Consider the following 25,984-nt stretch of genomic DNA (forward strand, 5'->3'; position numbering starts at 1 on the left):
ACTCCTTCCCGTGCCCGTCACCGTAGCGGTGTCGAGTAACCGGGAATGAATCGCGAGCGAACATCGGCGACAGCCCGGGTGGCCGGGCCGTGGCCGCTCAGGAGAACTTGATCTCGAGTCCGATGCCGAGGATGGCGATCAGCCAGATGACGCCGACGAAGATGGTGACGCGGTCCAGGTTCTTCTCCGCCACGGTGGAGCCGGACAGGCTCGACTGCACACCGCCACCGAACAGGCTGGACAGACCTCCGCCCTTGGCGCGGTGCAGCAGCACCAGCAGCACCAGCAGCACGCTGGTGATGATCAGGAGGATATCCAGGAACATCCGCATGCGGGCAAGTCTATGGGGTGGGTCGCGCATCCGGCGAAACGGGGGCGCACGCCCTGGGCGAACAGGCGTTCACAGCCGCTGCACGGCGACCAGGTGGGTGATCCGGTCCTCCCCCGCCGAGAACTCCACGACCGCGCGTTCGCGCAGCTGATCCTGGGCTGTGAGCCGCACCTGATGTTGCTGCATGTGCTCGGCCCAGGAGCGCACCACGAACGCCTCCACGTAGCGGTCGACCACGCCCACGTCACGGTAGAGCCGCCATTCCATCGCGCCGGTCCGCTGGCGGGAGCGGCCGACGAACACCATCGCGGCCAGGAACTCCTCCACCCGGTCGGCCGGGACGTCGTAGTCGCGCAGCACGAGGACGGGACCGTCGTCGGGCGCGGGTTCCTCGACCAACTGCGGTTCCGGCCAGAACGCGGAGGGCGTGAGGTCGAGGATCTCGGCGTCGTCGCGGATCGGCAACCACACGCTGCTCAGCGCGCTCGCCGCCAGCAGCGCCGCCGCGATGAGCAGCGCACCGACCGCGCCGATCGCGCCCGCGACCAGGCCCCACACCAGCGACCCGATGGCCTGGCCGCCCATGAACACCAGCATGTACACCGACAGGCCGCGCGCCCGCACCCACGCGGGCAACAGCAATTGCATGGTCGCGTTCATGGTCGACATGGCCAGCAGCCAGGCCAGGCCGGCGCCGAGCAGCAGGATCAGCACCACCGCCGCGTTCGGCACCAGTGCCGCGCCCGCCGATCCCAGCCCGAACAGCACCGCCGCCACGGTGAGCCGCTGGGTGGGGGTGAGCAGGGTGCGGATGCGGGTCAGGCTCACCGCGCCCAGCACCGCGCCGAGGCCCAGCGCGCCGAGCAGCAGGCCGTAACCGGAGGCGGACATGTCGAGCGAATCGCGGGCGATCACCGGCAGCAACGCCCACAGCGCGCTCGCGGGGGCGATGAACAGAATCGAGCGGAGCAGGACGCGCCGGATCGCCGGTGCCGCGCGGATGAACCGGGTGCCCGCTTGCAGGGCGGCCAGCGGGCGTTCCGACGGCAGGGTGCTGCCGTTCACGGGGCGCCGCCAGAACGCCAGAACCGCGACGATCCCGCCGAAGGACAGCGCGTTCAGCGCGAAGACCAGCGTCGGCCCGGACAGCGAGACCAGCACGCCCGCCACCGCCGGACCCACCGCGCGCCCGATATTGATGTTCATGCTGCCCAGCGCCGCCGCCGACGGGATCTGTTCGCGGGGAACGAGTTCCGGCTGGATCGCCTGCCACGCGGGCGCGGTGAGCGCCTGCCCGCAGCCGAGCAAGAACAGCAGGGTCAGCAGCACGGCGGGCGTCGTGTTGCCGAGCGCGGTCGAAACCGCCAGCACCGCCGCTATCACCGCCATGGTCGCCTGCGCGCCGAGCAGCAGCCGCCGCCGGTCCACCAGATCCGCCAGCACACCCGACGGGATCGACAGCAACATCACCGGCAACGTGATCGCCGTCTGCACCAGCGACACCAGCGTCGCCGCGTTCGGCTCGTCCACCAGCAACCACTGCGCACCCACCGTCTGCATCCACGTCCCGAGATTCGAGACGAGCTGCGCCACCCACAACGCCCGATAGATCGGCGACCGCAAGGGGGCCCACGTGGACAGCGGAGTCGTCGCGTCGGCGGTGGTCATTCGGTCGAGCATAGTTCGACCCGCGCTCTAGTCGCGCCCAGCAACGAACCGGTTTCCCGCACTGCGGGGAAGCCGCAGGATTCGCGTGGCCGTCATCCGAGATAGCCGATCCGTCGATCCGCTCTCCGCGCCACGCCGCCACGACGGGCGACGACGACCGATTCTTCTTCGTATGCGGCGACTCCGAATTCCCCCGTACTTCACCGTTTCGGCACGGTCGCGAGCCGAACCTCTCCGCGCTCGATGAAAGGGCGGGGGCCGGTTCCGACCGCATCAGGGGAACCGACAACGGACGCCCGATCATCGTCGGACACGCAACCAACGACCGAGCCGCTGGGCGACCGGCGAGCGAGGTGATTCCGCGTGGCGAGCACGTCCACAGCCGTCGTGCTGGGGCCGATGCGTGCAGGTGCTATCCGACCGGCCCTAGCGGTGGGGAGTGAGTGCGGCTGGGCCTTGCTCGGGCCGGATCGTGTTTCCGCTGTATGGTTCGGGGTCTCGGCAGTCGGGGAGGTTGATTCATGGTGCGGCCCGGTGGGGTGTTCGCCGGATTCCAGGTGGAGCGGGTGCTCGGCCAGGGCGGGATGGGCGTGGTGTATCTGGCGCGGCATCCGCGACTGCCGCGTCTCGTAGCGTTGAAGGTGCTCGCGGCGGGGATGGGGGCGGATTCGGAGGAACGCGCGCGGTTCGAGCGGGAAGGCGAGGTGGTCGCGCGGCTCGATCACCCGAACATCGTCGCCGTGTACGACCGGGGCGTCGAGGACGATCGGCTGTGGATCGCGATGCGGTACGTGGACGGTGTCGACCTGTCGCAGATCCCGCCGCACAGCCTCACCCCGCAGCAGTCGGTCCTCGTCGTCACCGAGACGGCGCGGGCGCTGGACTACGCGCACGCCGTGGGCGTCCTGCACCGCGACGTGAAACCGGGCAACATCCTGATGGCGCGCCCCGAACCGGGCCACGGGGAACGAATCCTGCTCACCGACTTCGGGATCGCCCGCCTGCGCGACGACACCAAAAACCTCACCCGCACCGGAACCTTCCACGCCACGCTCACCTACGCCTCGCCGGAACAGCTTTCGGCGCTGCCGCTGGACGCCAAGTCCGACCAGTACTCGCTCGCCTGCACGCTCTACACCCTCCTCACCGGCGCGCCGCCGTTCGACGCCGACAGCGCGACAGCCGTCATCGCCGGGCACCTGCACCACCAGCCCCCGCCGCTGAGTAGTCGTCGCCCCGACCTACCGCCCGCGCTGGACGCCGTGCTGGCCCGGGCGCTGGCGAAAGAGCCCGGGGACCGCTTCACCACCTGCGCGGAGTTCGCCGACGCGGCCAGGGACGCGCTCGCCGGTGCGCCCCAGGTGGGGCACGCGCCGCCCACCGCGCTGGGCTACTTTCCGGCGGGTGCGGCGTCCGGGTTCGGCGGACCGGTGTCTGGATCCGCTGCGGCAGGCTCGGAAAGCGTTCCGGCGCAAGACACCCCGCTGTCGCTCGGGAAAGGTCCCGGTGCGGAATCGACTTCGACGCCGCCGGAGTTCCAGCGGTCCGGACCCGACTGGGGTTTCTCGGGCGCCCCGCCGACCGTGTCCGGCGGGCGAGCCGCCGATTCCGGTGCGCCCCATTACGACTCCCATGACACGCACCCCGAATCCGCGGACTCACGACCCGAATCCGCTGGCGCGCACCCCGGACGCCTCGGCTCCCAACCTGGACTCCCCAGCGCACAACCGGCCTCCCCCAGCAGGCACCCACGACTCCCCGGCTCGCAACCCGGACCGCCAAGCTCGCAACCCGGATTCCCGGGCCCGCAGAGCGGATTCCCTGGCGCGCCCGGCGCCGACTGGAACGCCTACGGGCAACCCGTCAGCCCTCCGAATTCCTCACCTGCCAAAAGGAATTCGACCGTCACCGCCCTCACCGTGGGCGCGGCGGCGATCGTACTGATCGCCGTCGTCGCGGCGGTCGCCTATACCGTATCCCGTTCGTCGGATCCGGGCACCCCGGCCGCCGGAACCACCAGCACGCCCACGACCGCGAACGCCAACCCCGTCTCCGGTGACGAACCCCGCCCCGGAACACCGAAATCCGGTGCGGTGGAATGCTCTTACCCCGCCTCGAACAGTCCCGCCGCGAAACCGGTGCGCCCACCCGAAAGCCGGTACACGGCGGGTCCGACGGTCACGGCGGACCTGAACACCTCGCAAGGCCCGCTGCGACTCACTCTGGCCTCCGCCCAATCCCCGTGCACGGTAAATAATTTCGTCAGCTTGGTCGAACAGGGCTACTACGACGACACCTCCTGCCACCGCATCACCACCAACGAGAATCTGCGCGTGCTGCAATGCGGCGACCCCAGTGGCATCGGAACCGGCGGCCCCGGTTACAGCTTCGACGACGAGTACCCTATCGACGAGTACGCGGGCGACACGTCCGCCATGGTCACCTACGCGCGCGGCACGGTCGCGATGGCCAACGCCGGGCCCGGCACCAACGGCAGCCAGTTCTTCCTCGTCTGGGGCGATTCGGCGCTGCCCCCGAGCTACACCATCTTCGGCACCCTGTCCGACGAGAGCCTGTCCACCCTGGACAAGATCGCGGCGGTGGGCACCGACGGCACCAACGGACCCGACGACGGGCGTCCGGTCACACCGGTGATCATCGAACAGGCGACCGTCAGCTGAACGGGCGCGGGCCGATCAGCTTCCGGCCGATTCGAAACCTCCTGACTACGAGTGGTTCTCGACCCAGGTCGGCGCGTCGAGGGCGAGCACGCGCACCCAGCTCGGCTCGCACCCACCTCGGCGCGGGTCACACCGGTTCGGCGGGGCGAGGACCGCTCGACCGGGTCGACCGCCGGCGCTGCGTAATCCGCAGCCTCTCGGCGGCCGAGGACCATCCCACCGCGCGGCCGAGGGCGCCCGCCGCGAACATCACCGTGCCCGCGATCTTGCCGAACCAGCTCTCGTTGGCGACGAAGTGCGCGACCGTCAGCGCCGCGAACAGGAAGGTGCCGAACCGGTAGGCGCCGGGCGTGCGACTGCCCTTGCCGCGACCGGCGGCGCGAATCTTTCACGGTGCCGCACGGCGGCCAGCCGCTCTTCGCGAGTGGGATCGCCAGCACCCGAAAGGCCTTGCCGCTCGGCTTACGTGTATCGAGAACGCCAGCGTTCGTCCTGACGCCCAGCACGCCACGAGCGAACTCACCCAACTCGACGCAGTCCGCGCCGCACTCGGATGGCACGTGCGGGCGACGTCAACGCATCATCGTCCCCTCATACGTAGTCGCGCAGAGCGGGGTCGGCGGCGATGCGGGCGGCGATGTCCGGGCTCGGCGCATACCGCCGGGAGTCGACGATCCATTCGCGCCGAAGCTCGGGGATGACGATCTGGTGGCCGTCGTGATCGTGGGTCGGTGCGCCCGACCAGTCCATCGGGGCGTCGGCCGCGTCGAAGGCCGGGCCGTCGGTGCGGCCGTCCTGCGCCAGCAACGCCATCGTGACGCCGAGGTAGTCGTTCCACTCCGCGTACGACGTCGTGAGGGTGAGCGCGCGAGGTACGGAGAGGCGAACCAGGCACACGCCGCGCGCCCATTCATGGTCGCCGAGCAGTAGCTCGGCTGTCATGCGCACCGGCCCCCGCCGCCAGGCCCGGCCCGGCCAGCACCACACCGGCGGTGCGCCGTGGCAGGCGATGCTCCGGCGCTCCATCTCCGCGACCATCGCCCGATAGGCGGGCCGCCAATTCACCGTCACGCGATCCCAAGACGCGCGGTAGATCCCGTTCTCCGCCACAGCCGCAACAACTTTCGGAGATTGCAGCGTCCACAGTCGCACTGCCCCACCCTTCGACCCGCACGGCTGCTCGCCGCACTCCACGCGTCAACCTCTCACGACTACGCGCCCCACGCCACCTAATATCGCCGCGCCCGGATCGCCACCGGTCGATCAACCCGCTCTCAGCCGAGTCCGCGAGCGACTCAGCGGCATCGCCCAGGCCAGACGGCGCCGACCCGAATCGAACTCGGTAGGGATGCCGCCCGCGCCGTGCGCCGGCTGACGGACAAGTGCTCAGATCGCCGACGGAACACCATACCCAGCAACGGCATCCCATCGATCGACCACGCCAACCGCCGAACCAAGGCACACGACCCGCAACCACCGGGCACACCGAACCCCCGCACGACGAACCCATCACACGCTCGGACCTGCCCGTTCGTCAGCTCCGGCGCCGCGCGTCGGTAGCATCGCCGGTATGCCACGTTCACTCGTCCGATTCGCCCCGCTGTTGCTGCTCGTGTTCGGCGCCGCCGCCTGCTCGGGTGGTGGGGACGACACGGGTGAACCCGCCGCCACCACGCCCCCGCACGACCGCACCTTCCTGTCCACCGAGGTGGAGGGTGCGCCGATTCCCGGTGGCGGACCGCTGACGTTGACGTTCGGCACCGACCGGATCAGCGCCAATGCCGGATGCAACACCGCGTCGGGCACGGTGACGTTCGAGGGCGATGTGATGCGGGTCGGTCAGCTGGCCAGCACCCTGATGGGCTGTACCGGCGATACGGCGGGCGCCGACCAGTGGGTGGACACCCTCCTGAGTGCGAACCCCACCTGGCGGCTCGACGGCGACACGCTCACGCTGACCAGCGCCGACCAGACCGTCACCCTGCTCGACAAGAAGGTCGCCGACCCCGACCGACCCATCCAGGGCACCACCTGGGTCGTCACGGGCCTCAGCACCCCCGACGCGCACATCCGCTCCCAGGCGCTCGACGACGCGAAACCCACGCTCACCATCGCCGAGGACGGCGGCCTCACCGGCACGGCGGGCTGCAACCGCGTCATGGGCACGGCCACCGTGGAGCCCGGCCCCGACTCGACCGTGATCACCTTCCGCGCGGGCACCACCAAGATGATGTGCGCACCGGAGGTCATGGAGGTCGAAACCGCCGTGCTGCGAGCCCTCGACGGCCGCACCACCGCCACCGTCGACGCGAACCAGCTCACCCTCCGCAACGACAACGGTCACGGGCTGACACTCACCGCGCAGTAACCGAACCCCCGAACGCAAAAGCCCGCCGGGATCGAAACCCCGGCGGGCCCAGCGACTTCCGCGAGACCTACAGCATCGGTCCGCCCGCGGCGATCGCGGACAGGGTGGCGAACTCGTCACCCTTGAGCGACGCACCACCGACGAGCGCGCCGTCGACATCGGCCTGTCCGACCAGTTCGCCGACGTTCTTGGCGTTCACCGAACCGCCGTAGAGCACCCGCACGGTCTGGGCGACCTCCGGGGAGGCCAGTTCGCCCAGCTCGGCGCGGATCGCGCCGCACACCTCCTGCGCGTCGGCCGGGGTGGCGACCTTGCCGGTGCCGATGGCCCACACGGGCTCGTAGGCGATGACGACCTTCGAGATCTCCTCGGCCGTCAGGCCTTTCAGCGAACCGCGCAGCTGCTCGAGGTTGTACTCGACGTGCGTGCCGGCCTCGCGGACGTTGAGCCCTTCGCCGATGCACACGATCGGGGTGATCCCGTGCCCGAGCGCCTGCTTGGCCTTGGCCAGCACGGTGGCGTCGTCCTCGCCGTGGTACTGCCGCCGCTCGGAGTGGCCGACCACCACGAAAGCGCAGCCCAGCTTGGCGAGCATGGCGCCGCTGATCTCACCGGTGTAGGCGCCCGCGTCGTGGGTGGACACGTCCTGCGCACCGTAGGTGAGCAGGAGCTTGTCGCCCTCGATGAGGGTCTGCACGCTGCGGATGTCGGTGAACGGCGGGATGACCGCCACGTCCACCTTCTCGAAGTACTTCTCCGGCAGCGCGAACGCGATCTTCTGCACCAGGGCGATGGCCTCGAGGTGGTTGAGGTTCATCTTCCAGTTGCCCGCGATGAGCGGTTTGCGTGCCATGGTTCAGTCCTCCAACACCGCGATACCGGGCAGTTCCTTGCCCTCCAGGTACTCCAGCGACGCGCCGCCGCCGGTGGAGATGTGCGAGAAACCGTCCTCGGGCAGCCCGAGCGCGCGCACGGCCGCGGCCGAGTCGCCGCCGCCGACCACGGTGAACGCCCCCTTGCCGGTGGCGGTCACGATGGCCTCGGCCACCCCGCGGGTGCCCGCGGCGAACTTCTCGAACTCGAACACGCCCATCGGGCCGTTCCAGAACACCGTCTTCGCCTCGGTGAGCAGCGCCGTGAACCGGTCCACGGACTCCGGACCGATGTCCAGGCCCAGCCAGCCCTCGGGAATCTCGTTGGCGGGCACCACCTTCGACTCGGCATCGGCCGCGAACTTGTCGGCGACGACGATGTCGTAGGGCAGGTGAATGACGTCGGCATAGCGCTCGAGCAGACCCTTGCAGGTCTCGATCATCTCGTCCTGGAGCAGCGAGGCGCCCACGGACAGGCCCTGCGCGGCGAGGAAGGTGAAGCACATGCCGCCGCCGATCACCAGGGTGTCGACCTTGGGGGCCAGCGCCTCGATGACGGCCAGCTTGTCGGACACCTTCGACCCGCCGAGCACCACCGCGTACGGCCGCTCGGACGTCTCGGTCAGCTTGGCCAGCACGTCGACCTCGGCGGCGACCAGCGTGCCCGCGTAGTGCGGCAGCAGCTTCGCCACGTCGTACACCGACGCCTGCTTGCGGTGCACCACACCGAAGCCGTCGGAGACGAACGCGCCGTCCTCGCCCACCAGCTCCACCAGGGCGGCGGCCAGCTTGCCGCGCTCGGCGTCGTCCTTGCTGGTCTCGCGCGCGTCGAAACGCACGTTCTCCAGCAGCAGCACATCGCCGTCGGTGAGGCCCTCCGAGCGCGAGAGCGCGTCGTAGCCCACCACGTCACCGGCCAGCTGCACGTTGCGGCCGAGCAGTTCGGCCAGCTTCGCCGCCACCGGCGCGAGGGAGAACTTCGGGTCCGGCTCGCCCTTGGGGCGGCCCAGGTGCGCGGTGACGACCACCTTCGCGCCGGCTTCCACCAGCGCGTTGATGGTCGGCACGGACGCGATGATGCGCCCCGGGTCGGTGATCTCGCCGTTGTCGTCGAGGGGGACGTTCAGGTCGGAGCGCACCAGCACGCCCCGGCCCTCGACTCCGTCGCCCAGCAGATCCTGGAGTGTCTTGACGGTCATGCGGCTCAGAGGGACTTGCCGACGATGCCGATGAGGTCGGCGAGGCGGTTGGAGTAGCCCCACTCGTTGTCGTACCAGGACACGACCTTCACCTGGTTGTCGATGACCTTGGTCAGCGGCGCGTCGTAGATCGAGGAGTGCGGGTCGGTGACGATGTCGCTGGAGACGATCGGGTCGACGTTGTACTTCAGGATGCCCTGCAGCGGGCCCTCGGCGGCGGCCTTGAACGCGGCGTTGATCTCGTCGATCGAGGCGGACTTGGCCAGCGTGGCGGTGAGGTCGGTGACCGAGCCCGTGGGGACCGGCACGCGCAGCGCGTAGCCGTCCAGCTTGCCCTGCAGTTCGGGCAGCACCAGGCCGATGGCCTTGGCGGCGCCGGTGCCGGTGGGCACGATGTTCAGGGCGGCGGCGCGGGCGCGGCGCAGATCCTTGTGCGGCGCGTCCTGCAGGTTCTGGTCCTGGGTGTACGCGTGGATGGTGGTCATCAGGCCGCGCTCGATGCCGAACTCGTCGTTGAGCACCTTGGCCAGCGGGCCGAGGCAGTTCGTGGTGCACGAGGCGTTGGAGATGATGTTCTGGCTGCCGTCGTACTTGTCGTCGTTGACGCCGACCACGATGGTGATGTCCTCGCCGGAGGCCGGCGCGGAGATGATGACCTTCTTGGCGCCCGCGGCCAGGTGGCCCTTGGCCTTGGCGGCGTCGGTGAAGATGCCGGTGGACTCGACGACGACGTCGACGCCCAGGTCGCCCCACGGCAGGGCCGCCGGGCCCTCCTTGATGGCCAGCGCCTTGATCCGCTGGTCGCCGACCACGATGGTGTCACCGTCCACGGATACGTCCTGGGGCAGCCGGCCCAGGATCGAGTCGTACTTCAGCAGCGTCGCCAGGGTGTTGATGTCGGTGAGGTCGTTGACCGCGACGATCTCGATGTCGGTGGTGCCCAGCGCCTTCTGCGCCTCCACCGCCCGGAAGAAGTTACGTCCGATACGACCGAAGCCGTTGATGCCTACCCGGACAGTCACGTTATCGCTCCTCAGCTTTCAAGCGGATTCATTCCGATGCCTTCTTCACACTAATGCTTCGCCGCTACCTCACCGACACGTACCTCTGGATAGTGCGGACGCCGCGCCCACCGCGACCGGCCCGCGCGGTCCACCGCCGCCCACCTGGGCAACCGTCCGTGGGCAGGCCCGCGACGGCCCCGGCGAAATCCCAGCGCGAACCGACCGGCCCGGCGCCAATGGCGATTGACGGAATCCGGGCGAACCGCCCTTCACGAACGGTGGCCTGCCGCAAAATCATTGGCGAGCGATGGCCGCGCGGGCCACACTCGACCCGTGCCCGACTTCGCCGCCTACGACACCCGCCACTACCGCACGGTCGACGTGGTCACCGGTTACGACAGCTGGTCGGACACCTACGAGGACTCGGTGCCGGACGCGATGGACCTCGCGGTGCTCGACCGTCTCCTGCCGCCGGACCCGCTCGCACCACCCCACCCGGCCGCGGCCCGCCGCGTGGCCGACCTGGGCTGCGGAACCGGACGTACCGCCGCGTGGTTGCGCGCGCGGGGCGTGACCGGCGAGATCGACGGCGTCGACCTGAGCCCCGGCATGCTGGCGCGGGCGAGCGAACGGGGCGCGCACACCACGCTCACCGAAGGCGATGTGCGCGACACCGGCCTGCCCACCGGGGTCTACGACCTGGTGGTCTCCTCGCTCATCGACGAGCACCTGCCCGATCTGGGACCGTTCTACGCCGAGGCCCGCAGGCTGGTCCGGCCGGGCGGGACGTTCCTGCTGGCGTCCTATCACCCGCACTTCGCGATGGCCTCGGGCATGCCGACGCACTACACCGACGACTCGGGCGAATCCGTCGCGATCACCACCCACGTGCATCCGGTCGGCGACCAGATCCGCGCGGGACTGGCCAACGGCTGGACCCTCACCGACATGGTCGAAAGCCTCGTCGACGACCACTGGATCACGGCCAAACCGAAGTGGGAACGCTTCCGCGGCCACCCCGTCTCCGCCGCTTACGTCTGGCGCGCAGCGTGATTCGGCCCCGCCGCGCGAGCGCGACGGGGCCGGGGACGCTCAGGCGTCGTCGAGGAGTTCGGCGGTGACGGCGGATTCGGTGTCGGGGACACCGAGTTCCTTGGCGCGCCGGTCGGCCATCGAGAGCAGGCGCCGGATGCGGCCCGCCACAGCGTCTTTCGTCATCGGCGGTTCGGCCAGCTGGCCGAGTTCCTCCAGAGAGGCCTGGCGGTGCTGCACGCGCAGCTTGCCCGCCGCGGCCAAATGATCGGGCACCTCGTCGGCCAGGATCTCGAGGGCGCGCTCCACACGGGCGGCCGCGGCCACCGCGGCGCGCGCCGAACGGCGCAGGTTGGCGTCGTCGAAGTTGGCGAGCCGGTTGGCGGTGGCGCGCACCTCGCGCCGCATCCGGCGCTCCTCCCAGGTCAGGCGCGTGTCCTGCGCGCCCATCCGGGTGAGCAGCGCGCCGATGGCCTCGCCGTCGCGCACCACCACGCGGTCGGTGCCGCGCACCTCGCGCGCCTTGGCGGTGATGCCGAGCCGCCGCGCCGCGCCGACCAGCGCCAGCGCCGCCTCGGGGCCGGGGCAGCTCACTTCGAGCGCCGAGGACCGGCCCGGTTCGGTGAGCGAGCCGTGCGCGAGAAACGCTCCGCGCCAAGCGGCTTCGGCGTCGGCGATGCTGCCGCCGACCACCTGGGCCGGCAGTCCGCGCACCGGGCGGCCGCGCACGTCGAGCAGTCCGGTCTGGCGCGCCAGCGCCTCGCCCTCCTTCGACACCCGCACGACATACCGGGAGGTCTTGCGCAATCCGCCCGCGCCGAGCACGTGCACATCGGAGCCGTATCCGTAGAGCTCGAAGATCTCGCGGCGCAGCCTGCGGGCGATGGATCCCATGTCCACCTCGGCCTCGACGATCACCCGCCCCCCGACGATGTGCAGGCCGCCCGCGAAACGCAGCAGAGCCGACAGCTCCGCCTTGCGGGAACTCACCTGCGACACCGTGAGCCTGCTCAGCTCGTCCTTCACTTCGGATGTCATCGCCACGAGACGCGCTCCTTTCCACCCAACCCGGACCGCACATCCGCGCCCATGTGCCGTCCCTCGACTCGAAGCCCTGCCATGTGCGCCCGAGGCTGCCGGATCAGCTGATCCAGTGCGGCGGCGAGCTTTCCGGGGTGATGCCGGTCCGTCCCCGCTTCGGCGACATCGGAGAAGGTTACCCGTGCCCGCAACTGTTCGGCAGCCCTGGCCACATGTTCGCGCTCCCGGCCTTCCGGCACCGACCCCGAATCGACGAGAACCTCGTCGACGACGAATTCCGGTGCGTGCTGGGACAATACATGCAGATGGCGTTCCGCGGAGAACCCGGCCGTCTCGCCGGGCTCGGCCGCGAGGTTGAGCACCAGGATCTTCCTGGCCCTGGTGTACACCAGGGCGTCGCGCAGCTCGGGCACGAGGACGTGCGGAATCACGCTGGTGAACCACGATCCCGGACCGAGCACCACCACGTCGGCATGCTCGATGGCGGAGGTGGCCTCGGGGCTGGCGGGCGGATCGGAGGGGATCAGCCGCACCCGGCGCACCTTGCCCGGCGTGGTGGCCACCGCCACCTGCCCGCGGATGCACCGGCTCACCCGGGGATCGGCCTCCAAGCCGGACACGTCGGCCTCGATATCGAGCGCGATGGGCGACATCGGCAACACCCGTCCGGTGGTCCGCAACATTCTGGCGACCTCGTCCAGCGCCGCGACCGGGTCGCCGAGGACCTCGGTCAGCCCGGCGAGGATCAGATTCCCGACCGAATGCCCCGCCAGCGCGCCGGTGCCGCCGAAGCGGTGCTGCACCGTGCGCGCCCACACGCCCTCGGGATCGGCCGAGAGCGCCGCCAGCGCCATGCGCAGATCGCCCGGCGGGGGCACCCCCAGTTCCGCGCGCAGCCTGCCCGAGGAGCCGCCGTCGTCGGCGACGGTCACCACCGCGCAGATCTTCCTGGTCAGCCGCCGCACCGCGGTCAGCGTCGCGTACAGGCCGTGCCCACCACCCAGAGCGACGATGGCGGGATTCGATTCCCACCCCGTCATTCGCGCCCCAGGTCCCGGTGGACGACGCGCACGACGTCGGCGGAGCCGTCGGACTCCGCCCCGATGAGTTCGCCGATCGCCTCGGCGATCGCCACGCTGCGGTGCTTGCCCCCCGTGCAGCCCACTGCCACCGTCATGTATCGCTTCCCCTCTTGGCGGTAACCGTTCGTCGTCAGATCGACCAGGTGGCGGCACGTGTGCAGGTAGTCGTCGGCGCCGGGGCGCGACAGCACGTACTCGCTGACCACGGCCTCCTGCCCCGTGTGTTCCCGCAATTCCGGTATCCAATGTGGATTGGGTAGAAAACGCACATCCAACACCATGTCGGCGTCCAGTGGAACCCCGTACTTGAAGCCGAACGACTGCACGGTCAGTTGCAGGGCGGCCGGCGCGCCCACACCGTAGGCCTCCTCCAGCTTGCGGTGCAGCTGGTGGATGGACAGTTCGGTCGTGTCGATCACCAGGTCGGCGGCCGCCTTCACCGCGCCCAGCGCCACCCGTTCGGCGGCGATGCCCGCCGACAGCGTGCCGTCGGCGCTCTCGCTCTGCAAGGGGTGGCGGCGGCGCGCGAAGCCGAACCGGCGGATCAGCACGTCGTCGGACGCCTCGAGGAACAACACGCGGGTGCGCACGCCGAGGTCGCGCAGTTGCTCGGTGACCACCGACAGGTCACCGGTGAAGAACCGGCTGCGCACGTCCATCACCAGAGCGAGCCTGCGGATCGGCGGCTGCGCCGAGGCGCCCAGCTCCACCAGCCGCCCGATCAGCTCGGGCGGCAAATTGTCGGCGACATACCAGCCGAGGTCCTCCAGCACGCGCGCGGCGGTGCCGCGGCCCGCCCCGGAGAGCCCGGTCACGATGACGACCTCGACCTGCTGCCGCAGCAGGCCGCCCGCATTGTTGTTCGTATCGACGCGTGTCATGTCCTACCGGAGTCCGTGTCCAGTTACCTCTCGATCATCCCGCACCGGCCTCGGTGCCGGGCGCAGACACTCAACGTACGCGAATCCGGCGCGCCGGGTGCGCGCCCGCGCGGGCGCTACTCCTCCCGCAGGGCCGCGAGCACCGCTTTCGCGGTGGCCACGCCGATGCCGGGGACCTCGGTGATCTCCTCCACGGTGGCCTGTTTGAGTTTGGCGACCGACCCGAAATGAGTGACCAGCGCCGTCCGGCGCGCCGCGCCCAGCCCGCGCACCGAATCCAGCGCCGAGGCCGTCATCCGGCGCGACCGCTTGCTGCGGTGGAAGGTGATGGCGAAGCGGTGCGCCTCGTCGCGCACCCGTTGCAGCAGGAACAGGGCCTCGCTGTTGCGGGGCATGATCACCGGATCGGATTCGCCCGGCACCCACACCTCCTCGAGGCGTTTGGCCAGGCCGATCACCGCCACGTCGGTGATGCCGAGTTCGTCCAGCACCTCCGCGGCGGCCGCGACCTGCGGCGCGCCGCCGTCCACCACGTACAGGTTCGGCGGGTAGGCGAACTTGCGCGGACGGCCGGTGCGCGGATCGATCCCGGGACGCGAACCCAGGTCCTCGTCCTCCGCGTCGACCAGCGGCTCCCCCGCGGGCACCGGGCCGCCGAGTTCGGCCGACTCCACCTCGTCGCGTTCGCGCCGCAGCCGGGCGAACCGGCGCCGGGTGACCTCGGCAATGCTGCCCACGTCGTCGGAGCGGCCCTCCCCCGCGGCCTCCTTGATGGCGTAGTGCCGGTACTCGGACTTGCGCGGCAGTCCGTCTTCGAACACCACCAGCGAGGCCACCACGTCGGTGCCCTGCACGTGGCTGATGTCGACGCATTCGATGCGCAACGGCGCCGAATCCAGATCGAGCGCGTCCTGGATGTCCTGCAGCGCCGCCGAGCGCGAGGTGAGATCGCCCGCGCGCTTGAGCTTGTGCTGGGCCAGCGCCTCGAGCGCGTTGCGCTGCACGGTCTCTGCGAGGGCCTTCTTGTCCCCGCGCTGGGGCACCCGCAGCCGCACCGCCGAGCCGCGCAGCGTGCTCAGCCACTCCTGGATCTGCTCGTGGTCGGCGGGCAGTTCGGGGACGAGCACCTCGCGCGGCACCACCCCGGCGGGCTGCTCCTCGGGACTCTGATCGGCGTAGGCGGCCTGTTCGCCGTAGAACTGAGTGAGGAACTGCTCCACCAGCGCGCGCATCTCGCCGCCGGATTCGACGGTGTCGATCGCGTCGCCGGATTTGTCGACCACCCAGCCGCGCTGGCCGCGCACCCGTCCGTCGCGGACGTGGAAGATCTGCACGGCCACCTCCAACGGGTCGGTGGCGAAGGCGATCACGTCGGCGTCGGTGCCGGTGCCCAACACCACGGCCTGCTTCTCCAGCGCGCGGCGCAACGCCTGCACGTCGTCGCGCAGGCGGGCGGCGGTCTCGAAGTCGAGGTCCTCGGCGGCCGCGTGCATGCGGCGTTCCAGTTCGCGGACCATGCGGTCGGTGCGGCCCGCGAGAAAATCGCAGAAGTCCTCGACGATGCGGCGGTGTTCGTCGGCGCTGACCCGCCCGACGCAGGGCGCGGAGCACTTGTCGATGTAGCCGAGCAGGCAGGGGCGCCCGATCTGGTTGTGCCGCTTGAAGACTCCCGCCGAACAGGTGCGGGCGGGGAACACGCGCAGCAGCAGGTCCAGGGTCTCGCGGATGGCCCAGGCGTGCGCGTACGGGCCGAAGTAGCGCACCCCCTTGCGCCGTGCGCCCCGGTACACGAACAGGCGCGGATACTCCTCGTTCAGCGTGACCGCGAGCACCGGGTAGGACTTGTCGTCCCGGTAGCGGACGTTGAAGCGCGGATCGAACTCCTTGATCCAGTTGTATTCCAGTTGCAGCGCCTCCACCTCGGTGGAGACGACGGTCCACTCGACGCTCGCCGCCGTGGTGACCATCTGCTTGGTGCGCGGATGCAGCGACGCCACATCGGCGAAGTACGAATTGAGGCGGCTGCGCAGGCTCTTGGCCTTGCCGACGTAGATGACCCGGCCGTGTGCGTCCCGGAACTTGTAGACCCCTGGTTCGACGGGGATCGTGCCCGGCGCGGGCCGGTACGTCGCTGGATCTGCCACCCGATCAGCCTAACGACGGCGTCCGACAAGCTCGCCGGTCAGGCGGGGTTCACCTGGGCACGGCCAGCCCGTGCGCGCGCAGGGCGTCGATCAGGGCGTCCGGGCGTTCCTCGGTGGGCAGCGGCGCGACCTGCGCGAACCGCGCGCCGATGGTCAGCGCGCCGCCGTCGGCCTCGGCGCTGTCGCCGATCATCAGGGCCGCGCCGGGCGCGACGCCCAGCTTGTCGAGGGCGGCGTGGAAGATCTTCGCGTCGGGTTTGATGGCGCCCACCTCGTAGGAGAGGGCGACCGCGTCGATCAGCCGGTCCCAGCCGCGCGCGGCGAGGGCGGGCCGCAGGTCGAACGCGATATTGCTCACGATGCCGACCGGAATGCCCTGCGCGGCAAGGAACTCCAGCACGGCGCCGGTGTCGGGGTAGGGCGTCCAGGCGAGCGGGTCGATGAGCCTGCCGTAGAGTCGCACGGCCTGTTCCTCGCTGGGCACACCCGAGTGCCGCAGCACCTCGAGGTAGGCGTGGCGGTGCAGCGCCGGGTCGAGATCCCGGTTGTCCCAGGCGTGCTGGCCCTGCGCGTCGAAGGTCATGAACTGCTCGACGGGCGCCGTCATGCGGCGCAGGATCTCCGCCTTGGCCTCCACGCCGAACGCCGCGCCGTCGGCGCCGACCAGCTCGTCACCCCAGGACTCGTCCTCCTCCAGCCGGAATATCGTGCCGGAGAAGTCGAACAACACCGCTTCGATCTGCACGCGGCCCAGCCTACCGATCCCCGCCACCGGGTTCGCCGACAGCGAACACGACCTCGCTCCACGTGCGCCCGGCATCGTGCGTGGCGAGCAGGGCGCGATGCCGCCGGCCCGACCGGTCGTACCCGTTCGACAGGGAGACGGTCGTGCGGAGCACGAATCCGTCGATCGGCGTGAGGAATCCGGGCTCCGCGGTGTAGGACAGGACCGACTGTCCCTCGGGCCGGCGCACACTCGAGTCCGTCCAGGTCCACGCACCGTCGCCGGAGTGGACCAGCTGCCCATCCAGATCACCGACGGTCTCAGACGGCGTCGTCGCGACGATGTGGGGCGGACGAGCCCGCGCCGCGTCGTGCACGGCGGTGAACCCGGTGCCGCCGTCGTCGGAGACGAACTGCCGGTGCCGGGTGACCACCGTCTCGCCGGGTGCGCGTCCGGGCGCCTCCGTCACGCAGGCCACGAAGACGCGAGTGTCCGACGCCGCCGCGATCGCCGACGGGTACTCCCCGGGGCCCGTGCACGGCGTTCGCCACGGGACCAGCCGATCGCCGACGAGCATCGCGCCGGTGGCTGTCGCGGTGGTGTCGGCGTCCTCGCGCGACGGCGTTCCCGGGGCGCGCCGGCGATCCACGACCGCGATCCACGCCGTATCACCGTGCGAGTCCATCACGATCCGGCGCCGCGATTCGACGATGTTCTCGCTGTCCACGGCGAAGGTCGCCCGGACGGGCCAGGCTCCCGCCGAATCGGGCTCGTCGTAGACGGCGAGATCGCCCTCGGGACCGGTCGCGACCAGACGGACGGCATCCCCGCCGATGATCAGGCGCTCGCAAGGACGCTCCCCTCCCGGCGCGGCACGCTCCGTCCACGTCACCCCGCCGTCCCGCGTCGTCCAGAGTTCCCGGCCGTCGGAACACATCCACCCGACCGCGGGGCTCACGTAGCGCAGTGCCGAGGCGTTCTCCGGCACCGTGACAGACTGCGCGACCACCCACGTCCGCCCACCGTCCTCGGTCTGCAGGACCCGCGCACACGCACCCTCCGCGGGGCACGGGTCGAGCAGGCCCAGTGCCCACCCCCGCTCGGGTGCCACGAAAGTGACCGAGAGCGGAGCGAATTCGACCGGGTCAGAGGGGCGCGGCTCGTCGACCACGATGACGATCATCCAGAACAGCGCGCCCACCGCGACAACCACGGCGGGCAGTTGCCACGTCGTATCCCTCAACCAGCCCACGTGCCCCCCGATCGATCCAGCGCGAACCGTACCGCTCAGGGTAGCGGAGGCCGGAATCCGCGTGCCAGGTGCGAACGGCTGGACAATCAGCAGAAGCCGTTGCGCGCCCGACGATTTCCACCGGGGTGCCGTGCCGGCTCGACCCGGGGTCCCGGCGACAGCGGGGCAGGTGACGAGAAAGCCCGGTGGGTGTCGTCCGTGCGGGTTACAGTCCTGGGATGACGCGCGCGCGACACTTCTGGAGCGGAGCCGCGGCCACGCTGCTCACGGTCGGCTTGCTGACCGGCTGCTCCGGCACCGACGACGACACCGCTTCCGCCGACTGTGCGAGCCCGCCCAACGGGACACCGATCACGGCCGCGCCCACCACCGAACCCGGTGCGGCCACCACCCAGAACCTGTCCACCAACCCGGAGATCGCCTCCGGCTACCGCGACGGCATGACCGCGGTGCGCACCGAGACCTACGCCGTCTCCACCGCGAACCCGATCGCCACCGAAGCGGCCTGCGAGGTGCTGCGCGACGGCGGCACGGCCGCGGACGCGTTGATCACCGCGCAGGCGGTGCTCGGCCTGGTGGAGCCGCAGGCCTCGGGCATCGGCGGCGGCGCGTTCCTGCTCTACTACGACGCGACCGCCAAGACCATCGAGGCCTACGACGGCCGCGAGACCGCGCCGGCCGCCGCCACCGAGAACTACCTGCGCTGGATCAGCGACACCGACCGCGCCGAACCGCAACCCGACGCGCGGGCCAGCGGCCGCTCCATCGGCGTGCCCGGCGTGGTGCGCATGCTGGAACTCGCGCATCAGGAGCACGGCAAGACCGGGTGGCGGGAACTGTTCGATCCCGCCGTCGCGCTGGCCGACGAAGGCTTCGCCATCAGCCCGCGCCTGGCGGGCCAGATCGCCGACTCCGCCGCCCAGCTCGCGGGCGACGAGGCCGCCAAGGCGTACTTCCTGGAGCCCGACGGGTCCCCGAAGCGCGAAGGCACGGTGCTGACCAACCCCGCCATGGCCAAGACGCTCGGCGCGATCGCGTCCGACGGCGCCGACGCCTTCTACACCGGCGCGATCGCGGAGAACATCGTCGCGGCCGCCACCGCCGGGACCGGCGGGCGCACCCCGAGCCTGATCACCGCCGACGATCTGGCCGGCTACCAGCCGAAGAAGCGCACCGCACTGTGCACGGTGTACCGCGAGAACGAGATCTGCGGGATGCCGGGCCCGTCGTCGGGCGGCAGCACCGTCGCGGCCACGCTGGGCATCCTCGCCAACTTCGACCTCGCCGCGCTGGCCCCCACCGACGTGGACCGCAACGGCGGTAAGCCGCGCCCGGAGGCGGTGCACCTGATCTCCGAGGCGCAGCGCCTCGCCTACGCCGACCGCGACAAGTACATGGCGGACCCGGATTTCGTGCCGCCGCCGGGTGATTCGCCGCAGACGCTGGTGAATCCGGAGTACCTGGCGATGCGCTCGGCGCTGATCGACCCGGCCCGCAGCATGGGCACCGCGCAGCCCGGCGAGTTCGGTCCCGCGCCGGTCGGCGTCGGCCCGCAGCCGCCCGAGCACGGCACCAGCCACATCTCGGTGGTCGACAGCTACGGCAACGCCGCGGCGATGACCACCACGGTGGAGTCGGCGTTCGGGTCGTTCCACATGGTCGACGGCTTCCTGCTGAACAACCAGCTCACCGATTTCGCCGCCGACCCGCTCGGCACCGACGGCGCGCCCGTCGCGAACCGGCTGGAACCGGGCAAGCGGCCCCGCAGCTCGATGGCGCCGACCCTGGTGTTCGACCGCACCCCCGACGGCGCGCGCGGCGACCTCACGCTGGTCACCGGATCGCCCGGCGGGTCGGTGATCATCCAGTTCGTCGTGAAAACCCTGATCGGCGTGCTGGATTGGGGCCTGGACCCGCAGCAGGCGGTGTCGGCGGTCTCGTTCGGCGCGGCCAATACGCCGACCACGGGCGTGGGCGGTGAGCATCCGGCGATCGACGCCGCGAACAGCGGCGACAACGACCCGCTGGTCCAGCGGTTGCGCGAACTCGGCCACCAGGTTTCGGTCGCGCCGCAGTCCAGCGGGTTGAGCGCGCTGGAACGCGACGGCACCGGCTGGATCGGCGGCGCGGACCCCCGCCGTGAAGGGGCGGTACTCGGCGATACGAAGTAGGTCCTCGGCGTCGCCGCCGATGTTCGGCGCGAGTGGGTCGAGGATGTCCCTCAGGCGGTCCGGCGCATCGGATACAGCACCGGACCGCCGGGGATCGCCAGGTCCGCGTCACGCCGGAAGCCGAGGCGTTCGTAGAACGGCACGTTGGCGAAGTCGGTGGCGACCAGGAACGCGAGATCGGCCTCGGCGAGCCGGGGTTCGAGCAGCTGTCGCGCGTAGCCCTGGCCGCGCACGTCGGGCCGAGTGCCGATCACCGCGAGATACAGGTGATCCGCCGACGGCCGGGTCGCGTCCACCCGATGCGAGGCCGATAGTGCGCGGGGCAGCGCCGTGCCGAGGGCGCGGATCAACGAGTAGGGCCGCGCGATCGGTGCGGAAGTCACCCCTTCGGGTTCCCACAGGGCCACGGCCGCGATGTCGCCCGACGGATCGCGCGCCACATCCACCAGCCCGTGCCGCTCGCGCGACGCTATGCGCGAGGCCCAGAACCCGGGTAGGGCCTTGCGCCGCCGCGCCGGATCGGGCCAGAAATAACTGATGAACGGGTCGTCGGCGAAGGCGGCGGCGAGGACGTGCGAGGCCTGGGTCACACGGCGACGCTAGCGGCCGCGAGTCGCGCCGGGAAGCTTACGATCCCCGCTGATTCGTATCCGTCGCGCCGGTGTACTTCGCGCCCAGTTCACGGAGCCGGTCCATGGCGCGGGCAGCGTGTTCCTTGTCGTTCGAGCGGATCGCGAGCATGGGGACGTAGTCGTCGTTCGTCAGTTCCAGCCGGGCCCAGGACTTCCGGTCCGGGAACGCCACACCGACGATGTTCCGCCACGCGAATTCGTTGTCGCCCAGGATGTTCCGCACCGACACGCCGCGTGGACCCACCCGTACGCGAGGGCGGGTGAGCATGAGCACGCCACCCGCGAGCAGCAGGCCGATGCCCACCATCGCGAACTGGTCCACGAAGCGGAAGTTCACGCCCGTCGAGCCGCTGCGCAGCCAGATGCCGCCGATGGCGAACACGATCACCAGCACCACCGCGACGATGCTCGCGGTGATCCGCGCGCGGCGCGGCCGCACCTCGAAGTCCCACTCCTCGGCGACCTCGGGTGTCTCGGCGCGGCGCCAGATGCGAACGACCGGCATGGCTTACGCGGACTGCCGCAGCGCGCGCAGGGTGAGCGCGGCGTCGAGCGCGGCCGCGGCCGCCTGCTCGCCCTTGTCCTCGGCCGAACCGGGCAGCCCGGCGCGGTCGCGCGCCTGTTCCTCGGTGTTGGTGGTGAGCACGCCGTTGGTGACCGGCGTGGCGGCGTCCAGCGACACCCGCGTCAGACCGGCCGTCACCGCGTCGCAGACGTATTCGAAATGCGGTGTGCCACCGCGGATCACCACACCCAGCGCGACCACCGCGTCATGGGTGCGCGCCAATTCCTGCGCCACGACCGGCAATTCCATCGCGCCGGCGCAGCGCACCACCGTGACCTCGCGCACCCCGGCCTCCTTCGCGACGCGCTCGGCGTTGGCCACCAGCGTGTCGCAGATCTCGGTGTGCCACCGCGAGGCGACGATCCCGAGTTTCAGGTCCTTGGCATCCGCCAGCGCGAAACTGGGTACGCCGGTGCCGCTCATCGCATTCCGTCCTTTCGCGGGAGGTGGCTCACTGCGCGGTCTCGCCGAGGTCGAGGTCGTCCAGCCCGATCAGGTCGTGGCCCATCCGGTCCCGCTTGGTGCGCAGGTAGCGCAGGTTCTCGGCGTTGGCGCGCAACGGCATCGGCACCCGGTCGGTGATGCGCAGACCGTAGCCGTCGAGGCCGACGCGCTTGGCCGGGTTGTTCGTCAGCAACCGCATGGAGCGCACGCCGAGGTCCACGAGAATCTGCGCGCCGGTGCCGTAGTCGCGCGCGTCGGCGGGCAGGCCCAGCTCGAGGTTCGCGTCGACGGTGTCGTGCCCGGAGTCCTGCAACTGGTAGGCCTGCAACTTGTGCATGAGGCCGATACCGCGCCCCTCGTGCCCGCGCATGTACAGCACGATGCCGCGGCCTTCCTGGTCCACCATCTCCAGCGCCGCGTCCAGCTGCGGGCCGCAGTCGCAGCGCAGCGAGCCGAAGACGTCGCCGGTGAGACATTCGGAGTGCACGCGCACCAGCACGTCCTCGCCGTCGGTGATGTCGCCGCGCACCAGCGCGACGTGCTCCACCTCGTCGTAGATGCTCTGGTAGCCGACGGCGGTGAAATCGCCGTGCGCGGTGGGGATGCGCGCCTCGGCGACCCGCACCACCTGCTTCTCGTGCTTGCGCCGCCAGGCGATCATGTCGGCGATGGAGATCAGCGCCAGCTCGTGCTCGTCGGCGAAGACCCGCAGCTCCTCGGTGCGGGCCATGTGGCCCTCGTCCTTCTGGCTGACGATCTCGCAGATCACGCCCGCCGGACGCAGCCCGGCCATGCGCGACAGGTCCACCGCGGCCTCGGTGTGGCCGGGCCGGCGCAGCACGCCGCCGTCTTTCGCGCGCAGCGGCACCACGTGCCCGGGGCGGGTCAGGTCGTCGGCCTTGGCGTCGGGGTCGGCGAGCAGCCGCATGGTGGTGGCGCGGTCGGCGGCGGAGATGCCGGTGGTGATGCCCTCGCGCGCATCCACCGAGACGGTGTAGGCGGTGCCGTGCTTGTCCTGGTTGGTCGCGAACATCGGCGGCAGGCCGAGGCGGTCGCAGTCGTCGCCGGTGAGCGGCACGCAGATGTAGCCGGAGGTGTAGCGGATCATGAACGCGACCAGCTCGGGGGTGGCCTTCTCCGCCGCGAAGATGAGGTCGCCCTCGTTCTCGCGGTCCTCGTCGTCGACGACCACGACCGCCTTACCGGCGGCGATGTCGGCGACGGCGCGCTCGATGCTGTCGAACCTCGTCACTCTGCTGTGCTCCATCTCGAATTAGGTGCCTCACTACAGTAAGGCCTGGCCCGTGCGCTCTCGGCGGCGCACCCGCGCGAGGGTCAGCCGCGCTGCTGGAGGCGTTCGACGTACTTGGCGATCACGTCGACCTCGAGGTTCACGGTGGTGCCCACGCCCGCCGCGCCGAGATTGGTCAGCGAGAGCGTGGTGGGGATGAGCGAGACCTCGAACCAGTCGCGGGTGCCGTCGGCTGCGGGTTCGTCGGCGCGGCCGAGGCCGGAGACGGTGAGCGAGATGCCGTCGACGGTGATCGAGCCCTTCTCCACCACGTAGCGGGCGATCGCGTCGGGCAGCGAGATCCGCACGACCTCCCAGTTCTCCGAGGGGGTGCGCGCCAGCACGGTGCCGGTGCCGTCGACGTGGCCCTGCACCAGATGCCCGCCGAGGCGGCTGTTGAGCGCGGCGGCGCGCTCCAGGTTCACCCGGTCGCCGGAGCCGAGCCCGCCGATGCTGGAGCGGTCCAGAGTCTCCTGCATCACGTCGACGGTGAAGGAGTCGCCGTCCACGACCTCGACGACGGTGAGGCAGACGCCGTTGACGGCGATCGAATCGCCGTGGCCCGCATCGGAGGTCACGAGCTTGCCCCGGATCGTGAGGCGGGCGGCGTCGGCCAACTGCTCGGTGGCGACGATCTCGCCCAACTCCTCGACGATGCCAGTGAACATGCGTGACTCCCTGTCGCGTGTACGTACGGTTGACCGAACAGCCGGGACCCCGGCCGCTATTCCCGGTGCCCGGAGCCGCCCTCAGCCTAATGGGCGGGCGGCGACGGCGGTTGTCCAGCGTCGGCGCGTGGCGAGCGGCGGTCCGGTCGTTGGTGCGGTGTCGTCGCGCGGCCGGTGTGAGCCGCCACGGCCCGGTCGAGTCGGCGGCTCACGGGGGCCGGTCGCCCAGAATTCGGAATCCGTGCCCGCGACCCACCGGGAAATCCGACCGCTCGGCTCTTTCCGGCACCGCTTCAGGACGTTCGGGCCGATCGGGTGGAAAATTCCGTCCGGTCTTTCTGTAATTTCGCTGTTCCCGGCCCGCAGGAACCGGTTCAGCCGGATTTCCGGTCGCCGGCCTCGGAAATTCACCGGTCCGGCGTAGTGTCGAGCACGCCGGGCCGACAGACCCTGATACCCAGCGGAAACACGCTTACACCACCTTCTTGCGCAAGAGTCGAAATGGACGCAATATTGCTATGTAGCCGATTCCTGACGTTCAACTTCCGACACCGATGACCGCCTTTTCGAGATCACCACGCCGACCGAAGAATTCCATCACTCGAGGAAGCAGGACCGACATCGTGGGTCCACACGAGTTCGACACAGTTGGGGGTGCCGCGTGACCACTCTGCTCGATTCCACGCTGGAGGTGCGCTGCGTGCAGTACCGGCGCGAGTTCCACATGCCCGCGTCGATCGATCCCACGTCACGCCGCATCCTCCTGCACATCGGCACCCACTACGGTGCCATCACGATGCCCGCCGATCTCGGCGAGCGCGTCCGGCAGAAGCTCGCGCAGGCCCGCATCGCCGCACCCGTCGTGCACCACCCGCGCGCCCGGCGCTGGACCTTCATCACCGGCCCGTGCCTGCCCGACACCCTCACCACCGCGGTCTCGGCCGAACTGTTCCGGCTCTACGCCACCGTCGCGTGCACCGGCAGCCAGGTGGTGCTCCCCTCCCCCGACGACGAGCGCACCGGCTACCGCACCTGGATCGAACCGCCGCAGAACGCGACGGCCCTCCCGCCGCTCGGCACGGTCGTCGAGGCCACGCGGGCGATCGGATCGCCGAAAGCGCGCCTGCTGTAGAAGGATTCGCGCCTCCTGACGGGTCGGCCAACGAGCGCCGACCCGTTCCGGCGTGCGCGATTCAAACCCGGACGGCGGCCGCTCGCCTGCGCAGCGCTTCGACGGTCGCGCCCGGGTCGGCGGTGTTGTAGACGGCCGAACCCGCGACGAAGCAGTCGATCCCGGCCTCGGCGGCCTGCTCGATGGTGTCGGCGTTGATCCCGCCGTCGATCTCCACCACCAGGCGCAGCTCGCCCGAGTCCACCAGCCTGCGGACGACGCGCGCCTTCTCCAGCACCTGCGGGATGAACGACTGTCCACCGAAACCCGGCTCGACGCTCATCACCAGCAGGGTGTCGAAATCGCGCAGGATCTCCAGATAGGGCTCGATCGGGGTGTTGGGCTTCACCGAGAGCCCCGCCTTCGCGCCGGCCGCGCGGATGTCGCGAGCCACCGCCACCGGATCGTCGGTGGCCTCGGCGTGGAAGGTCACGTTGTAGGCGCCCGCCTCCGCGTACGGCGGCGCCCAGCGACCCGGATCCTCGATCATCAGGTGGCAATCCAGCGGGATGTCGGTGGCCTTCAGCAGGCTCTCCACCACCGGCAGGCCGAGGGTCAGGTTGGGCACGAAATGGGCGTCCATCACATCGACGTGCAACCAGTCCGAGCCCTCCACACGGCGGGCCTCGGCGGCCAGATTCGCGAAGTCGGCGGACAGGATGGACGGGGCGATCATCGGCTGGGCCGGGCGGGTGAACGTCACAACGCGGGAGTGTACCGAGCCCGGCGCGCGCCCCGCCGGGGGCAATCGGTGATTGCCCAC

23 protein-coding genes are annotated in these 25,984 nt (G+C 70.5%); 5 read left to right on the plus strand and 18 right to left on the minus strand.

What is annotated here, in order from left to right:
• Positions 1-97 precede the first annotated feature (97 nt).
• Together secG and OHB21_RS32505 are read right to left on the minus strand one after the other, a co-directional pair.
• Positions 98-331, minus strand: coding sequence for a preprotein translocase subunit SecG (secG, locus tag OHB21_RS32500; RefSeq protein WP_067509540.1), 234 nt, complete (start codon positions 329-331; stop codon positions 98-100).
• A gap of 69 nt (positions 332-400) precedes the next feature.
• Entirely contained in the window at positions 401-1,999 is a 1,599-nt protein-coding gene (locus OHB21_RS32505; RefSeq protein WP_228788474.1) for an MFS transporter, read from the minus strand.
• A 521-nt stretch (positions 2,000-2,520) separates the two neighbouring features.
• Here OHB21_RS32505 and OHB21_RS32510 point away from each other — a divergent pair.
• Positions 2,521-4,680, plus strand: a complete 2,160-nt coding sequence (locus OHB21_RS32510) for a protein kinase domain-containing protein (protein ID WP_195124470.1) — start codon at positions 2,521-2,523, stop codon at positions 4,678-4,680.
• Positions 4,681-5,271: 591 nt separating this feature from the next.
• Here the strand turns inward: OHB21_RS32510 and OHB21_RS32515 are convergent.
• Positions 5,272-5,790: a hypothetical protein gene (locus OHB21_RS32515; protein ID WP_232331757.1), complete on the minus strand. Its 519-nt coding sequence runs from the start codon at positions 5,788-5,790 to the stop codon at positions 5,272-5,274.
• 460 nt (positions 5,791-6,250) lie between these two features.
• On the opposite strand from OHB21_RS32515, the gene OHB21_RS32520 reads away from it, so the two are divergent.
• Positions 6,251-7,048 carry an META domain-containing protein gene (locus OHB21_RS32520; RefSeq protein ID WP_067509549.1) on the plus strand — a complete coding sequence of 266 codons (798 nt, stop codon included), beginning with the start codon at positions 6,251-6,253 and terminating at the stop codon, positions 7,046-7,048.
• Positions 7,049-7,115: 67 nt separating this feature from the next.
• Here the strand turns inward: OHB21_RS32520 and tpiA are convergent, their stop codons facing one another.
• From tpiA to gap, 3 genes are read right to left on the minus strand one after another with little or no spacing between them, the layout of a single operon-like run.
• Positions 7,116-7,901 carry a triose-phosphate isomerase gene (gene tpiA / locus OHB21_RS32525; RefSeq protein WP_067509551.1) on the minus strand — a complete coding sequence of 262 codons (786 nt, stop codon included), beginning with the start codon at positions 7,899-7,901 and terminating at the stop codon, positions 7,116-7,118.
• Positions 7,902-7,904: 3 nt separating this feature from the next.
• Positions 7,905-9,119, minus strand: coding sequence for a phosphoglycerate kinase (locus OHB21_RS32530; protein WP_195126420.1), 1,215 nt, complete (start codon positions 9,117-9,119; stop codon positions 7,905-7,907).
• 5 nt (positions 9,120-9,124) lie between these two features.
• Entirely contained in the window at positions 9,125-10,141 is a 1,017-nt protein-coding gene (gene gap / locus OHB21_RS32535; protein ID WP_113974904.1) for a type I glyceraldehyde-3-phosphate dehydrogenase, read from the minus strand.
• 315 nt (positions 10,142-10,456) lie between these two features.
• Here gap and OHB21_RS32540 point away from each other — a divergent pair, with 315 nt between their 5' ends.
• Positions 10,457-11,176, plus strand: a complete 720-nt coding sequence (locus tag OHB21_RS32540) for a class I SAM-dependent DNA methyltransferase (RefSeq protein WP_067509569.1) — start codon at positions 10,457-10,459, stop codon at positions 11,174-11,176.
• 39 nt (positions 11,177-11,215) lie between these two features.
• On the opposite strand, the gene whiA is transcribed toward OHB21_RS32540, so the two are convergent.
• The 6 genes from whiA to OHB21_RS32570 form a co-directional block, all read right to left on the minus strand.
• Positions 11,216-12,199 (minus strand): DNA-binding protein WhiA, encoded by a 984-nt coding sequence (whiA, locus tag OHB21_RS32545; RefSeq protein ID WP_067509571.1) that lies wholly within the window; start codon positions 12,197-12,199, stop codon positions 11,216-11,218.
• On the minus strand, positions 12,190-13,236 hold the full coding sequence (locus OHB21_RS32550) for a gluconeogenesis factor YvcK family protein (protein ID WP_067509573.1): 1,047 nt from the start codon (positions 13,234-13,236) through the stop codon (positions 12,190-12,192). The genes whiA and OHB21_RS32550 overlap by 10 nt, the downstream gene beginning before the upstream one ends.
• A complete protein-coding gene (gene rapZ / locus OHB21_RS32555; protein WP_067509576.1) occupies positions 13,233-14,159 on the minus strand; it encodes an RNase adapter RapZ in 927 nt (308 codons plus the stop codon). The genes OHB21_RS32550 and rapZ overlap by 4 nt, the downstream gene beginning before the upstream one ends.
• Before the next feature lie 116 nt (positions 14,160-14,275).
• A complete protein-coding gene (uvrC, locus tag OHB21_RS32560; RefSeq protein WP_067509578.1) occupies positions 14,276-16,303 on the minus strand; it encodes an excinuclease ABC subunit UvrC in 2,028 nt (675 codons plus the stop codon).
• Between the two features lie 49 nt (positions 16,304-16,352).
• Complete coding sequence (locus OHB21_RS32565; protein WP_067509677.1) at positions 16,353-17,048, minus strand: HAD family hydrolase; 696 nt, start codon at positions 17,046-17,048, stop codon at positions 16,353-16,355.
• 10 nt (positions 17,049-17,058) lie between these two features.
• Complete coding sequence (locus OHB21_RS32570; RefSeq protein WP_147265717.1) at positions 17,059-18,270, minus strand: WD40/YVTN/BNR-like repeat-containing protein; 1,212 nt, start codon at positions 18,268-18,270, stop codon at positions 17,059-17,061.
• A gap of 227 nt (positions 18,271-18,497) precedes the next feature.
• On the opposite strand from OHB21_RS32570, the gene OHB21_RS32575 reads away from it, so the two are divergent.
• Positions 18,498-20,450 carry a gamma-glutamyltransferase family protein gene (locus OHB21_RS32575; RefSeq protein WP_067509581.1) on the plus strand — a complete coding sequence of 651 codons (1,953 nt, stop codon included), beginning with the start codon at positions 18,498-18,500 and terminating at the stop codon, positions 20,448-20,450.
• Positions 20,451-20,500: 50 nt separating this feature from the next.
• Here OHB21_RS32575 and OHB21_RS32580 read toward each other — a convergent pair whose 3' ends face one another.
• The 5 genes from OHB21_RS32580 to OHB21_RS32600 form a co-directional block, all read right to left on the minus strand.
• Positions 20,501-21,040: a GNAT family N-acetyltransferase gene (locus tag OHB21_RS32580; RefSeq protein ID WP_067509583.1), complete on the minus strand. Its 540-nt coding sequence runs from the start codon at positions 21,038-21,040 to the stop codon at positions 20,501-20,503.
• 37 nt (positions 21,041-21,077) lie between these two features.
• Positions 21,078-21,587 carry a PH domain-containing protein gene (locus tag OHB21_RS32585; RefSeq protein ID WP_067509585.1) on the minus strand — a complete coding sequence of 170 codons (510 nt, stop codon included), beginning with the start codon at positions 21,585-21,587 and terminating at the stop codon, positions 21,078-21,080.
• Between the two features lie 3 nt (positions 21,588-21,590).
• Complete coding sequence (gene ribH, locus OHB21_RS32590) at positions 21,591-22,070, minus strand: 6,7-dimethyl-8-ribityllumazine synthase (RefSeq protein WP_067509587.1); 480 nt, start codon at positions 22,068-22,070, stop codon at positions 21,591-21,593.
• A 28-nt stretch (positions 22,071-22,098) separates the two neighbouring features.
• Positions 22,099-23,343, minus strand: coding sequence for a bifunctional 3,4-dihydroxy-2-butanone-4-phosphate synthase/GTP cyclohydrolase II (locus OHB21_RS32595; RefSeq protein WP_067509589.1), 1,245 nt, complete (start codon positions 23,341-23,343; stop codon positions 22,099-22,101).
• 83 nt (positions 23,344-23,426) lie between these two features.
• Complete coding sequence (locus tag OHB21_RS32600; protein ID WP_067509591.1) at positions 23,427-24,050, minus strand: riboflavin synthase; 624 nt, start codon at positions 24,048-24,050, stop codon at positions 23,427-23,429.
• A gap of 661 nt (positions 24,051-24,711) precedes the next feature.
• Here OHB21_RS32600 and OHB21_RS32605 point away from each other — a divergent pair.
• Positions 24,712-25,182, plus strand: coding sequence for a hypothetical protein (locus OHB21_RS32605; protein WP_195124471.1), 471 nt, complete (start codon positions 24,712-24,714; stop codon positions 25,180-25,182).
• Positions 25,183-25,243: 61 nt separating this feature from the next.
• Here the strand turns inward: OHB21_RS32605 and rpe are convergent, their stop codons facing one another.
• Positions 25,244-25,897, minus strand: a complete 654-nt coding sequence (gene rpe / locus OHB21_RS32610; protein ID WP_067509679.1) for a ribulose-phosphate 3-epimerase — start codon at positions 25,895-25,897, stop codon at positions 25,244-25,246.
• Positions 25,898-25,984: the final 87 nt, after the last annotated feature.

The sequence above is a fragment of the Nocardia puris genome (assembly GCF_036051655.1).
Classification (GTDB): Bacteria; Actinomycetota; Actinomycetes; order Mycobacteriales; family Mycobacteriaceae; genus Nocardia; species Nocardia puris.

Bases quoted from the DNA above. Each gene is read 5' to 3' on its own strand.
- secG (WP_067509540.1), bottom strand. From the start codon at position 331: ATGCGGATGTTCCTGGATATCCTCCTGATCATCACCAGCGTGCTGCTG.
- OHB21_RS32505 (WP_228788474.1), bottom strand. From the start codon at position 1,999: ATGACCACCGCCGACGCGACGACTCCGCTGTCCACGTGGGCCCCCTTG.
- OHB21_RS32510 (WP_195124470.1), top strand. From the start codon at position 2,521: ATGGTGCGGCCCGGTGGGGTGTTCGCCGGATTCCAGGTGGAGCGGGTG.
- OHB21_RS32520 (WP_067509549.1), top strand. From the start codon at position 6,251: ATGCCACGTTCACTCGTCCGATTCGCCCCGCTGTTGCTGCTCGTGTTC.
- tpiA (WP_067509551.1), bottom strand. From the start codon at position 7,901: ATGGCACGCAAACCGCTCATCGCGGGCAACTGGAAGATGAACCTCAAC.
- OHB21_RS32530 (WP_195126420.1), bottom strand. From the start codon at position 9,119: ATGACCGTCAAGACACTCCAGGATCTGCTGGGCGACGGAGTCGAGGGC.
- OHB21_RS32550 (WP_067509573.1), bottom strand. From the start codon at position 13,236: ATGACGGGGTGGGAATCGAATCCCGCCATCGTCGCTCTGGGTGGTGGG.
- rapZ (WP_067509576.1), bottom strand. From the start codon at position 14,159: ATGACACGCGTCGATACGAACAACAATGCGGGCGGCCTGCTGCGGCAG.
- OHB21_RS32575 (WP_067509581.1), top strand. From the start codon at position 18,498: ATGACGCGCGCGCGACACTTCTGGAGCGGAGCCGCGGCCACGCTGCTC.
- OHB21_RS32585 (WP_067509585.1), bottom strand. From the start codon at position 21,587: ATGCCGGTCGTTCGCATCTGGCGCCGCGCCGAGACACCCGAGGTCGCC.
- ribH (WP_067509587.1), bottom strand. From the start codon at position 22,070: ATGAGCGGCACCGGCGTACCCAGTTTCGCGCTGGCGGATGCCAAGGAC.
- OHB21_RS32600 (WP_067509591.1), bottom strand. From the start codon at position 24,050: ATGTTCACTGGCATCGTCGAGGAGTTGGGCGAGATCGTCGCCACCGAG.
- rpe (WP_067509679.1), bottom strand. From the start codon at position 25,897: ATGATCGCCCCGTCCATCCTGTCCGCCGACTTCGCGAATCTGGCCGCC.